Source organism: Alistipes ihumii AP11 (genome assembly GCF_025144665.1).
Lineage (GTDB): Bacteria > Bacteroidota > Bacteroidia > Bacteroidales > Rikenellaceae > Alistipes_A > Alistipes_A ihumii.
The window spans coordinates 880,061-895,179 of the sequence record NZ_CP102294.1; the positions used below are offsets into that span (position 1 = coordinate 880,061).

12 protein-coding genes are annotated in these 15,119 nt (G+C 60.9%); 6 read left to right on the top strand and 6 right to left on the bottom strand.

Features of this window, described 5'->3' with window-relative positions; translation table 11 throughout:
• Nucleotides 1-109 precede the first annotated feature (109 nt).
• Complete coding sequence (locus NQ491_RS03505) at nucleotides 110-574, top strand: GNAT family N-acetyltransferase (protein WP_026089470.1); 465 nt, start codon at nucleotides 110-112, stop codon at nucleotides 572-574.
• Nucleotides 575-813: 239 nt separating this feature from the next.
• Here the strand turns inward: NQ491_RS03505 and NQ491_RS03510 are convergent, their stop codons facing one another.
• The 4 genes from NQ491_RS03510 to NQ491_RS03525 all read right to left on the bottom strand — a co-directional run bounded on the left by NQ491_RS03510 (nucleotide 814) and on the right by NQ491_RS03525 (nucleotide 4,707).
• Nucleotides 814-1,218 carry an acyl-CoA thioesterase gene (locus NQ491_RS03510; RefSeq protein WP_019244697.1) on the bottom strand — a complete coding sequence of 135 codons (405 nt, stop codon included), beginning with the start codon at nucleotides 1,216-1,218 and terminating at the stop codon, nucleotides 814-816.
• 380 nt (nucleotides 1,219-1,598) lie between these two features.
• A complete protein-coding gene (gene guaB, locus NQ491_RS03515; RefSeq protein ID WP_019244696.1) occupies nucleotides 1,599-3,071 on the bottom strand; it encodes an IMP dehydrogenase in 1,473 nt (490 codons plus the stop codon).
• 205 nt (nucleotides 3,072-3,276) lie between these two features.
• Nucleotides 3,277-4,050 carry a hypothetical protein gene (locus NQ491_RS03520; protein ID WP_019244695.1) on the bottom strand — a complete coding sequence of 258 codons (774 nt, stop codon included), beginning with the start codon at nucleotides 4,048-4,050 and terminating at the stop codon, nucleotides 3,277-3,279.
• Between the two features lie 9 nt (nucleotides 4,051-4,059).
• Nucleotides 4,060-4,707 (bottom strand): redox-sensing transcriptional repressor Rex, encoded by a 648-nt coding sequence (locus NQ491_RS03525; protein ID WP_019244694.1) that lies wholly within the window; start codon nucleotides 4,705-4,707, stop codon nucleotides 4,060-4,062.
• Nucleotides 4,708-4,846: 139 nt separating this feature from the next.
• On the opposite strand from NQ491_RS03525, the gene NQ491_RS03530 reads away from it, so the two are divergent.
• Nucleotides 4,847-5,497: an HAD family hydrolase gene (locus NQ491_RS03530; RefSeq protein ID WP_026089469.1), complete on the top strand. Its 651-nt coding sequence runs from the start codon at nucleotides 4,847-4,849 to the stop codon at nucleotides 5,495-5,497.
• A 116-nt stretch (nucleotides 5,498-5,613) separates the two neighbouring features.
• Here NQ491_RS03530 and NQ491_RS03535 read toward each other — a convergent pair whose 3' ends face one another.
• Nucleotides 5,614-6,381: a potassium channel family protein gene (locus tag NQ491_RS03535; RefSeq protein WP_019244692.1), complete on the bottom strand. Its 768-nt coding sequence runs from the start codon at nucleotides 6,379-6,381 to the stop codon at nucleotides 5,614-5,616.
• Nucleotides 6,382-7,190: 809 nt separating this feature from the next.
• Nucleotides 7,191-9,440, bottom strand: coding sequence for a TonB-dependent receptor plug domain-containing protein (locus NQ491_RS03540; protein WP_019244691.1), 2,250 nt, complete (start codon nucleotides 9,438-9,440; stop codon nucleotides 7,191-7,193).
• 423 nt (nucleotides 9,441-9,863) lie between these two features.
• Here NQ491_RS03540 and NQ491_RS03545 point away from each other — a divergent pair, with 423 nt between their 5' ends.
• The 4 genes from NQ491_RS03545 to NQ491_RS03560 all read left to right on the top strand — a co-directional run bounded on the left by NQ491_RS03545 (nucleotide 9,864) and on the right by NQ491_RS03560 (nucleotide 14,779).
• On the top strand, nucleotides 9,864-10,535 hold the full coding sequence (locus NQ491_RS03545; protein WP_019244689.1) for a glycoside hydrolase family 25 protein: 672 nt from the start codon (nucleotides 9,864-9,866) through the stop codon (nucleotides 10,533-10,535).
• A gap of 6 nt (nucleotides 10,536-10,541) precedes the next feature.
• Complete coding sequence (gene nadB / locus NQ491_RS03550; protein ID WP_019244688.1) at nucleotides 10,542-12,116, top strand: L-aspartate oxidase; 1,575 nt, start codon at nucleotides 10,542-10,544, stop codon at nucleotides 12,114-12,116.
• 20 nt (nucleotides 12,117-12,136) lie between these two features.
• Nucleotides 12,137-12,925: a ThuA domain-containing protein gene (locus tag NQ491_RS03555; protein ID WP_019244687.1), complete on the top strand. Its 789-nt coding sequence runs from the start codon at nucleotides 12,137-12,139 to the stop codon at nucleotides 12,923-12,925.
• Between the two features lie 276 nt (nucleotides 12,926-13,201).
• The gene (locus NQ491_RS03560; protein ID WP_019244686.1) at nucleotides 13,202-14,779 is read left to right on the top strand and encodes a peptide chain release factor 3; all 1,578 of its coding nucleotides are present in this window, start codon (nucleotides 13,202-13,204) and stop codon (nucleotides 14,777-14,779) included.
• Nucleotides 14,780-15,119 lie beyond the last annotated feature (340 nt).

Consider the following 15,119-nt stretch of genomic DNA (forward strand, 5'->3'; position numbering starts at 1 on the left):
CCACGCGGAAAAGGCGAGCTCGCCGGAGAATCCTCCGTAAGCATGCAAAGACCGGCTTCGAGTATCGAACTCGGCAAAAATGGCTATCTTCGCGGAAAACGGAGCGAACATGGAAATCGACCTGACGATCGAACAGACCGGCCCGCATGAAGCGATCCCTTACGAGTTGCTGTACGAGGCCGACCCCTCGCGCGAAGCCGTCGCCGACTACATCGCACGGGGTTCATGCTACATAGCCCGGATCGAAGGCCGTACCGTCGGAGTATCGGTTCTGCTGCGAACCCGTCCTTTCACCATGGAACTGGTCAATCTCTGCGTCGCGGAACCGTACCGGAGGCAAGGCATCGCCACCCGGCTGATCGCCCATGCCGCAGAAAGGGCGCGCGCGGCGGAGTGCCGTATACTCGAAGTGGGAACAGGCAACGCAGGGATCGGCCAACTGGCGCTTTACCAGCGTTGCGGCTTTTCGATCGAGTCGATCGAAAAGGACTATTTCGTCAGGCATTACCCGGAGCCGATCTACGAAAACGGAATCGAGTGCCGGGACATGGTTCGGCTCAGAATGGAACTATAACCGCCGACAGCCCGACTCGACCGGCCGGCGGCATGCGAACGGAGGAACCGGCATACGAGGCCGCTCGGGCCGGTATGCGGTAGAAACGGCATCCGACGGATAAAAGAGGAAGCCGCTTCCGACCATCGCGGCGTCGACCGGACCTCCGGGGGTCTGCCGCATAAACAAGGACGGAAAGGACCGGCCGTAGCTCCGCTTCCCATCCTGCTTTACGGTAGGTATTGCACGGAAAGTTTCCGCTAAAAATAGGGCTTCAACCGCTCCAGAAACGAGCCGGGAGCCCGGCAGGCCCGTTTCGTCGCGGCATTCATGAACGCCAGCGTCACCGAGCCCGTATTGATCCGTTCCCCGTTCTCGCGGAAAACCTCGTAATCGAAGCGCATCTTCACTTTCGGCATCTCGGTCAACGTCACCCGGACCGTCAGCAGATCGTCGTCGAAAGCCGGCGACACGTAGCGGCTCTGCACATCGATCACGGGCAGCATGATTCCCTGCGCCTCCAGCTCGGGATAGGTCATACCCAACTCGCGGAGCATCTCGGTACGGGCCGTCTCGTAATAGCGCACATAGTTGGAATGATGGACGAAACCCATACAGTCGGTTTCGTAATAGCGCACGCGGATCGGAATGTCTCGGGTAATCATCGTTTATAAGCAAAAAGGGAGCCGCCTGTCGACGACTCCCGGTTATCCATATCGGTTATCGTTTTTCATAACCAAAAATTCGACCGGCCGGACATAGACCGCTGCCGGATGGACAGCATCCATACCGGTCATAACCAGCCGCTTCTCCTTGCATCCGGAACGACTGTCCCGTGAACGCTGCGCGCTCCAGTCGAACAGAATCGGTCCGCAAATCCCTCGTCGCGGCCTGTCTCGGTCCCGGGAAGCCGGTCTGCCAGGAAGTCGCGCCCGTCGACCGAAACGGCAACGGCCCGGTCCTCTGCCGCGCCGGCAACCGCAGGCAATCCGGCGACCGGCCGCCATGCGTTCCCTCCAATCCCGGGTCGCGGACCGCGTTCCGGCTACTCGCCCCGGCTGTAATTCGGTGCCTCGCGCGTGATGCTCACGTCGTGGGGATGGCTTTCGAGCATACCCGAATTGGTGATCCGGATGAACCGGGCCTTCTTCAGCGCCTCGATATCCTTCGCGCCGCAATAGCCCATACCGGCCCGCAGGCCGCCGACCATCTGGTAGACGACCTCGGCCAACGTACCCTTGTAAGGCACGCGGGCGGCGATTCCCTCGGGGACGAGCTTTTTGACATCGTCCTCCATATCCTGAAAATAGCGGTCCTTCGAGCCGTGCTGCATCGCCTCGAGCGAGCCCATGCCCCGATAGGACTTGAACTTGCGGCCGTTGTAGATGATCGTCTCGCCGGGCGACTCCTCGACGCCGGCCAGCAGCGACCCGGCCATCACCGCGTCGGCTCCGGCGGCGATCGCCTTGACGATATCGCCCGAATAGCGCAGTCCGCCGTCGGCGATCACGGGAACGCCCGAACCGGCGACCGACTTGGCCACGTCGTAAATGGCCGAAAGCTGGGGCACGCCGACGCCGGCGATCACGCGCGTCGTGCAGATCGACCCCGGACCGATGCCTACTTTCACTCCGTCGGCCCCGGCAGCTACGAGCATCTTGGCGGCCTCGCCCGTAGCGATGTTGCCGACGACTACCTCCAGATCGGGATACTCCTTCTTCACGCGGCGCAGCATGTCGATCACGCCTTTGGAATGGCCGTGAGCCGTGTCGATCACGATCACGTCGGCCTGAGCCTCCGCAAGCGCGCCGACGCGCTCCATCGTATTATACGTCACGCCGACCCCGGCGGCCACCCGCAAGCGCCCTTTGTCGTCCTTGGCGGCATTCGGATTGGCCTGCACTTTCGTGATGTCCTTGTAAGTCAGCAGGCCGACCAAACGGCCCCCGGCATCCACCACCGGCAACTTCTCGATCTTGTTCTGCAGCAGGATATCGGAAGCGGTCTGAAGGTCGGGATTATGCGTCGTGATCAGATTCTCCTTGGTCATCACCTCCTCGATGCGGCGCGACATGTCGCGCTGGAAACGCAGGTCGCGGTTGGTCACGATACCGATCAGCACGCCTTCCGGCGTAACGACCGGAATGCCGCCGATGCGATTCTCCTTCATCAGCTGCAACGCGTCGCCGACCGTATTGTCCTTGCCTATGGTGACCGGGTCGTAGATCATGCCGTTCTCGGCGCGCTTCACCTTGCGGACTTGGGCCGCCTGCTCGGCGATCGTCATATTCTTGTGAATCACCCCGATACCCCCGGCACGAGCGATGGCGATCGCCATTTCGGCCTCGGTCACCGTATCCATGGCCGCCGAAGCGATCGGCGTGTTGATCTGAACGTTGCGGGAAAAGCGGGAAATGATGCTGACCTCGCGCGGCAGCACTTCGGAGTAGGCGGGGATCAGAAGTACGTCATCGAAAGTCAGGCCCTCGGTCTGAATTTTATCTTCAAGGAACGACATGGTTTTGGGATATTAAAATTTGGGCAAAATTAACAAAATTCCGACGAATTACAACGCCCGTCCTGTCATTTTACCGAGATTTCAACATCCGTTCTCGAAAACCGGCCGATCCGCAACGCACCATGCCCGTTATCCGGCCCGGCTTGCGAACCGCCGCCCGAACGGAGCGGAGCTTCCTCGGCCGTCTTGTCGCCGCGTCACGCGGTCACAGGAACGTCACGACCGCGTTTCCCGGGACGAGGCATTCCTCGCCGCCGTGCAAGCGAAGAGCGCGGCCGGGTCCGATCGTAAGCCGGGCATCCGCTCCCTCATCGGAAAAATCCCGGCCCACCCGCACGGCGTATTCCCCCGCCGGAGGCAACAGCTTGCCGGATTCCACGCCGAGTACCGTCCCGTCGGCGGCAAGGCGGCCGCTCAGAAAATAGGGCGCGCCCAGACAGCGGGCCGCGTCGCGGAGGTTGCCTCCTGCCACCAGCCCCCGGATCACCGTCGAGCTGACCTTGTGCGCATCCACATCCTGCCGAGGCATCATCCGCACATCGAAGCCCGAGCGTCGGCCGAGTTCCGACAGCGAGTCGAAATCGCCCCGTTTGTCGCGTCCCAGATGATGATTGTACCCTACCAGCAGCGTATCGACGTGCAAGCGCCCCACCAAATCGCGCTCCACGAACTCCTCCGTCGAGAGACGGCTGAATTCGGGCGTAAAATCGACGACGACCGCATGGTCGATCCCCGTACCGGCGAGCAGCGCCAGCTTCTCGGGCAACGTATTGAGCAGCATGACGGGCGCGCTTCCCACCACCGAACGCGGATGCGGATCGAACGTCACCACGACGCTCTCCCCTCCCCGCTCGCGCGCGATGTCCGCGATCCGGCCCAGAATGGCCCGATGCCCCGCATGCACCCCGTCGTAGGAACCGATCGTAGCGGCGGGACGGCGAATCGGGGGCAGGCTGTCGAAATTGCGGTGAATCAGCATGGTCTCTGGCTATTCGGACGACGAATCGGAATTTTCCTCGGCCTCCTTGACGAAATAGGCCACTTTTTCGAGCAACGTCGTGATGTCGTAGTTCTCGACGAAAATCCCGCGAGGGAAGTTCAGCGGCATCGACGTGAAGTTCAGTACGCCCTTGATCCCTGCATTGATGATCGGTACGACGAGTTGCGAGGCGATCGACGTAGGCGACGACAGGATCACGATCTTGATGTCGTGCTTCTGCACCAGCTCTTCGAAATCGGCCATCGGATAGCACGGAATCCCGTCGATGCGATGTCCGGCTTTCTGAGGATCGACGTCGAACGACGCGACGATGCGCAGCTTCGAGCGACGTCCGTTGAAATATTTGGTCAGCGCCTGTCCCAGGTTTCCCATCCCGATTACGCCGACGTTCACGACGTTTTTCCCGTCGAGAATCGAACTGATGAACTCGATCAGCACCTCGACGTCGTATCCTTTTTTCGTGTCGCTCTGAAAACCGATCAGCATCAAATCGCGCCGCACCTGCACGGCCGTAATGCCGTGTATGCCGGCCAGCACATGCGAGAATATATGTTGGATGCCTTGGGCGTGGCACTCGAGCAGCGTACGGCGGTACTCGCTCAGGCGTTCGATCGTTTTTTCCGGTATCGCGTTCATGGCGCACTTCTGTGGTATGGGTCATGCAAAGATAGCCAATTCGCCGCGGACACGCAACCATCCTGCGGCAGGGCGGCCGGAACGATTGTCCGAAATCGCCGAAAACGGCTATCTTTGCGGCGAAAAAACAGGAAAAGCCATGATAAAGGGAGTTATCTTCGACATGGACGGCGTGCTCGTCGACAATCGGGACGCGCACATCGAAGCGTTCGAAATCATTTGCCGGAAGTACGGCGTTCCGTTCGACCGGGAGAAATTCATGCCGTCGTTCGGCATGACCAACGACCTGATCCTCGAACGGCTGATGCCCGAGGTGATCCGCCGGACCGACTGGCGGCAGATCGCCCGCGAGAAGGAGGAGACCTACCGCGAGATCTTCGAGAGGACGATCGCCCCGACCCGAGGACTGGTGGATTTTCTCCGCGCCCTGAAGGCGGACGGCTTTCTGGTCGGTCTCGGCTCGTCGGGCAACACTCCGAACGTCAACTTCGTGCTCGAGCGCTGCGGTATCGCAAAGTATTTCGACGCGATCGCCAACGGCGACATGATCAGCCGGGGCAAGCCCGACCCGGAGGTGTACCTGCTCGCCGCTCGCAAGCTGGGTCTCGCTCCGGCCGAGTGCATCGTGGCCGAGGACGCCCCGGTCGGCATCGAGGCGGCCCGCAGGGCCGGCATGTCCGTGATCGGCGTCGCCACGACGTTCCGCCGCGAGGATCTGTCGGACTACGACCTGCTGATCGACGATTTCACCCAAATCGGCCCGCAGCAAATCCGCGCGCTGAAAGCGTAGTCCCTCGGTCGCCCGGGGAACGGTCTCGAGCCGTCGCCCTCACCTACAACAGCCGTTTTCAGCTCCGTTTACAGGGGCGGGAGTGTGGACGACGTGCGTATTCCGTGGCCCCCGACTCATGCGGCCGGCGCGTCGTCGTCCTGCTTTTTCTGCCTGTGAGGCTGGAAACGGGCCGTGATGTAAGCCGTAAAAATCGGGAAAAGCATCATGCCCGCCGCAGCGAGCACGACGCAGAGTACCTCGCCCGTCGCGGTTTTGGGCACGATGTTCGACCCGACGGTCGTCACGTTCATGAACGCCCACCAAAGGGCCTTCCCATAGGATGTGACCATGGGATTGATCGTATGCTCGAGCGAGTAGAATACCAGGCTGGCGAAATAACTCAGCGCGAAAATCATCAGCACGTAAGAAATCAGCAGGCTGGTCACCCGGTTCCGGGCGATCCACCCGACCATGATGGCCAGTCCGTACCCGCCCCGCACCAGCGGCATCAGACGGATCAGATAATACGCCTCGGCCGAGAGGCTCAGATGAAACGCGTCGACGATATTCAAATAAGGTATCGACACGAGCAGAAAAATCAGGTTGCCGAAAAAAAACCTCCACTTGCGGCGGCTCAGGAAAAAACGGTAGAAGAAATCGACCAGAAACACGATGCAGACCCAAAACTGCACGCGCATGTAAAGCCGGTAATAGCTCTCGGCCGCACCGTGAAACACCTCGAGCGAAAGGCTGACGATCACGACGATGCTGCCTAAGAGCACCAGCACGTTCAGAATACTCTTTATGTCCCGTCGCAGCCCGTGCCGGCGCGGGTCGTCCGCCGGGACGGACGAAACGGAGGCCGGGGAAGAAGAGTGAGGAAGCGAAGCCGAATCGTTCATAAGCCGGATTTTGAGTGACGCGGTGAAGCGAGCAAAAAAAGTGCCCGTTTCGCATCGCACGCTTCGCTTTTCGCCCTGTCCGGCCCGATCCGGCAGCCCGAACCGACGGAGAAAGGAGACCCGCCCCGGCAGAGCCGGATTCCGTTCCGAGCCGTACTCCGGACAGCCCGCCGGAACAATTTTTTCCGGGAGGCAATTATATATCTCGATGTATCAAGCGCATTCGCAACCGGAATCTTCATATCCGCGGTTCGCGGCTTGCAACCTCAGGCCGCGTGTCCGATCGGCCCCCTACCGTAAATCCCCTACGCCGGAGAGAACTTCATGCGGAAAAACCGGAAGCATCGAAAATCGAGGACCGGGACGTAAAACATATGCACCGAGGCACGGAAATCGGCGCAAACGATCTCTATGAAACAAGGGGATAAAAAGAAAACATAAAAGTCCAAAACAAGGAAAGACGGAGCGACACTACCAGCATACCCCAAACCCTCCCCCGCGAGCGAGCAACGATGCGTAATCCGACCGCCGGCGGACGTTTCCCGGCAGGGTGTCGTCGGGTTCCGGCAGATCGCGCTCCGACCGAGAGCATACCGTCTTCTATCGCGCCGGTATCGTCGGCAGACGGGCTGTTCCGGCTCTTCGGAGAGAAATTACAGACAAAAACGCCGCGACAAGCGATCCGACAATAGAACGGCCGACCGTGTCACGCCATGCCAAACGATCCGGCACCCTGAGCAAGACCGGATCGAATGCGCAGACGCGGAGCGGAAAGACTCCGCCCGTTTCCGCCCCATGTCGCCGAGCGGTCAATCGCATCCGAACGCGTAGGCGAGCCGGACGAACAGATTGCGGCGGGCCGTGATATCGGAATTGAAGTTGACGACCGAGGGACGGCGATCGAAGATATTGTCCACGCCGAGGGTCAGCGTCATGCCCTCGGGCAGCGACGCATTGACCGCCGCGTTGCACACGGCGTATCCCTTATGACGGGCCGTATAGGTTCCGCTCCAATACTTCATGTTCTGCATCGACTGGAAGTCGAGATTCACGATCGGCATGAAGTCTTCGTAAGTCTTGGCCCCCACGTAGCGGACCGTCGCGTCGATGCCGATACGGCACTTGCGCACGTCGAAGCCGTAGTCGACCTGAAACACGGCCGTATGAGGACTCGGGAATATGTATTGAGTCGAGCTTTCTGGCGCATCGTCGCTCTGGTAGACATAGTTATAGTTGGCTCTCACGAAGAGGCCGGTCGTCACCCGCAGCGTGCCCATCAGCTCGAGACCGCTGAACTCGCTGCGCCGGATATTCTCGTACTGCAGGACGGTCGTCGTCCCTTCCATATGCCCGCGCACGTCGATCTTGTTGCGGAAATAGCTGTTGTAGACCGTAGCCGACAGGTTCAGTCCGCTGCGGTTGTACTCGGCCGTCAGCGAAACGTAATGGTTGCTCTCGCTGCGCAGCCGGTCGTTGCCCCGGATGACGGAGGTCTGACCCGGAATCGGAACGGTGAAATCCATGTACATCTCCTTGAGCGAGGGAGTCCTGTAACCTCTGGCGTAGTTGGCCCGAAGCGAGAAATCGCGATAAGCGTACTTGGCCGAGAGCTTCGGAGTTACGCTCCAGCCGAAATGATTGTTGTAATCGCCCCTCACGCCGACGACGAAACTGAGCGGCCGGCCGCTCAGAATCTCGTCCTGTACGTAGAGCGAACCGGTATTCATGCTTTTGCGGTCGTCGTAACCGGACGGGTTCATGTCGAACCGAAGCTGCTCGTTGACCCACTCTACCCCCGTAGTCAGCCGGTTCGCGCTGCCCGCGTCGAGCGTCCACAGCAGCCGGGGCACGTTGTAGGTGTGACGCTGTTTGGGGACCGTGACGCCCGACAGACTGTCCAGATCGCGGAAATACTCGTCCCGGACGTAGGAGAGGTAAATCTTGTTGCGCTCGTCGGGCGAGTGTTCCATCAGCGCCTTGACGTTATACCCGCTGTAGGATTCGTAGGTCCACGGCTTGCTGTTATTCGCCAGCGGATTCTCGTCGAGAATGCTGCCGTTGAAATCGAACCGTTTCTTGCCGAAATAGCTTCCCGAAAGCTGGAACCGGAACTGGTCGGACAGCTCGTAGTCGAACCGCTGGCTGAGGTTCAGGTCGCGCCAGCCGCTGACGCTCAGTCCCCGGGAATCGGGTCCCACGCTGATCGTCGTATCGGCGACGGTCCGCCCGACGACGAATACGGGCATGCCGGTCGAAGGGTCCATCTCCGGACGCGAGCCGTTCATCTTCGGCCGCATGATATTCAGCTCCTTGTAATGGCGCACCTCGTCGCGCGTGCCGACCAGTCTGTAGGCGTCGCTCGTCCGATAGGCCACGGCGGTCAGCGAACGGAACTTGCCCAGATTGACCCCGAACGTCATGTCGGCATTCAGGTTCGGCAGATCGAGCTTGTTGCGATACTCGCGCGAGTCCCTCGCCGACGCGTTTCCCGCCAGCGAATCGCCGCCGTTGCGCTGGTAGGGCGTGCCGTATCGCAGCGAAGCCGTGACCTCGTATTTATGGCGGGGCTCTTTGGTTATGACATTGACGACCGCCCCCATCGCATTCGATCCGTACAGGACCGACGAGGCACCGCGCACCACCTCGATGCGCGACACGATCGAAAGCGGAATGCGCGAATAGTCGATATTGCCGTAGGTCTCTCCGGCGATCCGCTCGCCGTCGAGCAGGAAAAGCACGTAGCGCGAATCGAGCCCCTGAAACGACAGCGACGAGCCGTAGCCCGCCTGATGGAACTCCACGCCGGCCAGCTCCCGTTCGAGCGCCTGCTGAAGCGTAACGGCCCCGCTGCGCTCGATGTCGCGGGAAGTGATGACCCGGGTGATGACCGGCGTATTCTTCAGCGGCAAGGGCGTCCGCGTCGCCGTGACCACCACCTCGTTCATGTCGACGGTCAGGCTGTCGTCGGACAATGCGGGCATTTCGACGCCGCTGCCGCACACTCCCTGCGTAACCCATACCGAACACACGGCCAAACAAAACACGAACTTTCTCATCATCTACGGGATCGTTAGTTTAAACGCAGGTCGAAATACCGGCCCGGACGCCTATGAAACGCCCGGACTGCAAAGCTACCTTTTTTATCGGTAAAAATAACTATAACGGACCGAAAAAACCTCCGCCGGGACAATCCGGGTCAATACGGGAAGCGCATCGCGGTCGGCGGTCGCGCTTTCGATACCGCTCTCCATATGCGCGCCCGACCCGGAAATACGACGGCACCGGGCCGGCCGGGCCGCATTCCGTCCGATAAATTCCGCAAAGCCGAACGAGCGCCGGGCCCGCGGAAACATTGATTCCGGACATGCGCACGGCATTCCGCGCAGCGGCATCTCGGTCGTTTCGGGAGAAAAACGACGCGACGAAACGTAAAAACCGAAACTGTTTTGTAACTTTGCATTTTGGTGTAATTTCACTTGTCCATGCGAAACGTCAGGGGTCTCTTTTTCCTGCTGCTGCTATCGGCGCTCGCGTCATGCCGCGAGAAAACCGCGGACGACTTTCCCGTCTGGGGACTGGACGTCTCGCGCCACCAGCAGAACGTCGACTGGGAGAAAGTCGTCGAGCACGAAAAGCCATGGTTCGTATTCATCAAGGCTACGGAAGGCACGCTGATCGTCGATCCGACCTACGACCGGCACCGCCGCGAGCTTGAAAGGACGGACGTTACATGGGGCGCCTACCACTTTTTCGGGCACCGCACGCCGGGCCGCGAGCAGGCCCGCAACTTCATCCGCACGGCCCGCCTCGAAAAAGGCAACCTGCTCCCGGTGCTCGATATCGAGCAGCACCGCTTCATGACCGACCCGAAACGCTCCGTACGCGAGGCGAAGGCGTTCTGCGACGAAATCCGCCGGTACTACGGCGCCGACCCGATCATCTACTGCTCGACCCACTTCTACGAGACTTATCTGAAAAAAGAGTTCAGCCCCGACCGGTACACGCTGTGGATCGCCGACTACCGGGGCTGTCCGCGGATAAAATGGCGGATATGGCAGCATACCGACTCGCACTCGCTGCCGGGCATCCGGGGAAAGGTCGACCGGAACGTTTTTGCCGGAAGCGAGCAGGAATTCAAGAAGCTGATTTTATAAAGGCATATGAACATCGAAACGGATTTTCTGGTTATCGGCAGCGGCATCGCCGGACTGAGCTTTGCGCTGAAAGCGGCCGAATACGGCCGGGTCACGATCGTCACCAAGGGCGAGCTGGGCGAGTGCAACACCGACTATGCGCAGGGCGGCATCGCCTCGGTCATGTACGAGCCCGACACGTTCGAGAAACACATCCGCGACACGATGGTCTGCGGGGCCGGCATCTGCGACCCGGCGGCCGTCGAGCAGGTCGTCACGCGCGCCCCTTCGGTCATCAAACAGCTGATCCAGTGGGGGACCAAGTTCGACAAGGACGCGTCGGGACGGTACGATCTGAACCGCGAGGGCGGGCACAGCGAGCACCGCATCCTGCACCACGACGACCTGACCGGTCACGAGATCGAGCGCGCCCTGATGAAACGCGTCAAACGCCACCACAACATCGACATCTACGAGCACCATTTCGCCGTCGACATCCTCACGCAGCACCACCTGGGCCGGCTCGTCAAAAAGAGCACGCCCGACATCACCTGCTTCGGAGCCTACGTGCTGAACCTCAAGAAACACGAAATATACACCGTGCTGGCCAAAGTGACCGTCATGGCGACCGGCGGCGTGGGCAATATCTACCACACGACGACCAACCCGTCCGTAGCCACGGGCGACGGCGTGGCGATGGTGCACCGGGCCAAGGGCGTGATCGAGAACATGGAGTTCATCCAGTTCCACCCCACCTCGCTCTACAATCCCGGCGAGCGCCCGTCGTTCCTGATCACCGAGGCGATGCGGGGCTTCGGAGGCCTGCTGAGACTGCAGAACGGCAAGGAGTTCATGCAGAAGTACCACCCGATGGGATCGCTCGCTCCGCGCGACGTGGTAGCCCGCAGCATCGACCACGAGCTCAAGATCTCGGGCGAGGAGTTCGTTTACCTCGACATCACGCACAAGGACCCCAAAGAGGTGATGAGCCATTTCCCGAATATTTACAAGAAGTGCCTGTCGATCGGCATCGACCTGACCAAAGACATGATCCCCGTCGTCCCGGCCGCGCACTACTGCTGCGGGGGTATCAAGGTAAACCTCAACGGCGAATCGTCGATCCGTCGCCTGTATGCGCTGGGCGAAGCCTCGTCGACCGGACTGCACGGAGGCAACCGGCTCGCGTCGAACTCGATGATGGAGGCGGCCGTCTACGCCGACGCGGCGGCCCGTCACGCCATTTCGGTCATCGACTCGATCGAGCTTCAGCGCGATATCCCGGCATGGGACTACGAAGGTACGGCCGTACCCGAGGAGATGGCCCTGATCACGCAGGACTACAAGGAAATGCAGCAGATCATGACCAACTACGTGGGCATCGTCCGCTCGGACGTCCGCCTCGAGCGGGCCAAGCGGCGGCTCGAGATCATCTTCAAGGAGACCGAGGAGCTATACCTGAAGTCCACGCTGAGCCAGCATCTGTGCGAGCTGCGCAACATGATCGCCGTAGGCTACCTGATCATCAAGCAGGCCGAGGCGCGCCACGAGAGCGTAGGCCTGCACTACTCGATCGACTATCCGGCCAAACCGGTCGAAATCTGACCATCTCAACCGACGATCCAATGAAAACCCGATTCGCTCTGATCGCCTCGCTCTGCCTGCTGGCAGGCTGCTCCGCACAAGGCCCCGACAACCGGACCGCCGACCTGCGAGGCAAGCGCGTACTCGTCTTCACCGGTCACGGCGAAGGCTACGTGCACGAAAATATCGCGGCCTCGGCCGCCATGATACTCGAGCTGGCCGCGCAGGAAGACTTCGCAGCCGACACGACATCGGACAAGCGCGTCTTCTGCGACGACTCGCTCGAACGCTACGATGCGATCGTTTACGCGAACGCCAGCTACGTCGGGCTCGACTCCGCGCAGCGGTCGGCCTTCGAGCGCTTCATCCGGCGCGGAGGAGGATTCGCCGGGTTGCACGCAGCGACCTGCACCGACAACGACTGGACCTGGTTCACGCGGATGATCGGCGGTCGCTTCGACTTTCATCCCCCGCTCCAGCGTCTGACGATGAAAGTCGTCGACCGGACCCACCCCTCCGCTTCGATGCTTCCCGATACGCTGACAACCGAGGACGAGCTGTACTGTTTCAAGCGGCTCGACCCGCAGGCCCGCGTACTGGCCGTGTGGGAAACGGCCGGGGTAGACTGGGGCTCGGGGCCGAAGCCCGAAGTGATGTCGCCGAGCCTGCCGGCCGTCTGGTGCAGCGAGTTCGACGGCGGCCGGATCTGGTACACCGCCGCAGGACACCGCCCGTCCGACTATGCCGATACGCTCTACCGCGAGCAGGTGCTCGGCGGGCTCCGCTGGATCATGGCCGGCCAAGCGCGCGATACAGAAACGGCCGAGTGACGGTACGGCATTACGAAACCGCCGAGCCGGAACGAGGCGGCCGTCTGACAATCCCGTCGGGGAACGGCCGTCCGCCTGCGGGCCGACTGCGGCAGAATCTCTTCCGGGCGGTCGAGACCGACGATAAGGCCGGCGAAACAAAACGGGCCCCTTTTCCCGCCGAGCGACAGAGAACAAAAGGAATCGGGCGACACACGGTCGGATCGTCGTCCGGAGCGCAGCGGCAGAATCGCGGCGCGGCAAACGCCGTAAACCGGCAAACGACAAAGAAAAACGATGGAACTGAAACAGGAAATAGAGCGTAGGCGAACCTTCGCCATCATCAGCCACCCGGACGCGGGCAAGACGACGCTGACCGAAAAGCTGCTGCTCTTCGGCGGCGCGATCCATGTGGCGGGAGCCGTCAAGTCGAACAAGATCAAGCGGGGAGCCACGTCCGACTTCATGGAAATCGAGCGGCAGCGCGGCATCTCAGTCGCCACGTCGGTCATGGGCTTCGAGTACGGAGACGTCAAGATCAACATCCTCGACACCCCCGGCCACGAGGACTTCGCCGAGGACACCTACCGGACGCTGACGGCCGTCGACAGCGTGATCATCGTGATCGACGGCGCTAAGGGCGTCGAGACGCAGACGCGCAAGCTGATGGAAGTATGCCGGATGCGCAACACGCCGGTCATGGTCTTCGTCAACAAGCTCGACCGCCCGTGCAAGGACCCGTTCGACCTGCTCGACGAGATCGAGCGCGAGCTGAAGATTCAGGTCCGGCCGCTGGCCTGGCCGATCAGCACGGGTCCGACGTTCAAGGGCGTGTACGACCTGTACGCCGACCGGCTTTCGCTGTTCTTCGCCGAAGACAGGCAGACGGCCGAAGGACAGACGCTCGACATAAAGCTCGACGACCCGGCGATCGACGAGTACATCAATCCGTTCACGCAGCACCTGCGCGACGACCTGGAGCTCGTCGAAGGCGTCTATCCTCCGTTCGACCTCGACAGCTACCGCAAGGGCGAGGTCGCGCCGGTCTTTTTCGGCAGCGCGCTGAACAATTTCGGAGTCCGCGAGCTGCTCGACTGCTTCGTCCGCATCGCGCCGTCGCCCGGCAAGTCGCATACGCTCCAGCGCGACGTGTCGCCCTACGAGGAGAAACTGACCGGATTCGTGTTCAAGATTCATGCGAACATGGACCCGAACCACCGCGACCGGATCGCGTTTCTGAAAATCTGCTCGGGTCGCTTCGAGCGCAACAAGCCCTACTTGCACGTGCCTTCGGGCAAAACGATCAAGTTCGCGTCGCCCACGGCCTTCATGGCCGAGAAAAAATCGGTGATCGACGAGGCATACCCCGGCGACATCGTCGGGCTGCACGACACGGGTAACTTCAAGATCGGCGACACCTTCACCGAAGGCGAGACGCTGCGATTCACCGGCATTCCGAGCTTCTCGCCCGAGCTGTTCCGCTACATCGAGAACGCCGATCCGATGAAGTTCAAGCAACTGGCCAAGGGTATCGACCAGCTGATGGACGAAGGCGTCGCGCAGCTGTTCACGAGCCGGATGAACGGGCGCAAGATCATCGGCACGGTCGGAGCCCTGCAATTCGAGGTCATCGAGTACCGTTTGCAGCACGAATACGGCGCCAAGTGCCGCTACGAGCCGATCCAAATTCATAAGGCATGCTGGGTCGAGTCCGACGACGAGGAGCAGATGAACGACTTCCGCAAGCGCAAGTTCAACAGTATGGCGTTCGACAAGCACGGCCGCGAGGTCTTTCTGGCCGACACGTCCTACGCGCTGTCGCTCGCTCAGGAAAAGTTTCCCGGCATCCGGTTCCACTTCACCAGCGAATTCTGACCGGAGCCGCAGGAACCGTTTCCGGGAGGCGGCAGGTATCCGGAGCGCCCGGACCGTTTCGAGCGCCCGGGAATACCGAGAAGCCGCTCGGCCGCGCCGACGGCAAAACAATCAGAGAACCCATATTTTCCAATGTACCGGGAGCGCTCGCTCCCGGTACATTCATATTCGCCAGCAGCCGCGGCTTGCAGCCATAGGCCGCGCATCCGGCCAGACCCTACCGCGAAGTTCCCTTCGGCGGAGGGAACTTCGTGCCGTAAAACCGGAAGCGTCGAAAACCCGACGGCCGGTACGGTAAACCGGGAATCCTTGATTTCAGAACCGTACGGACGGCGCCGGT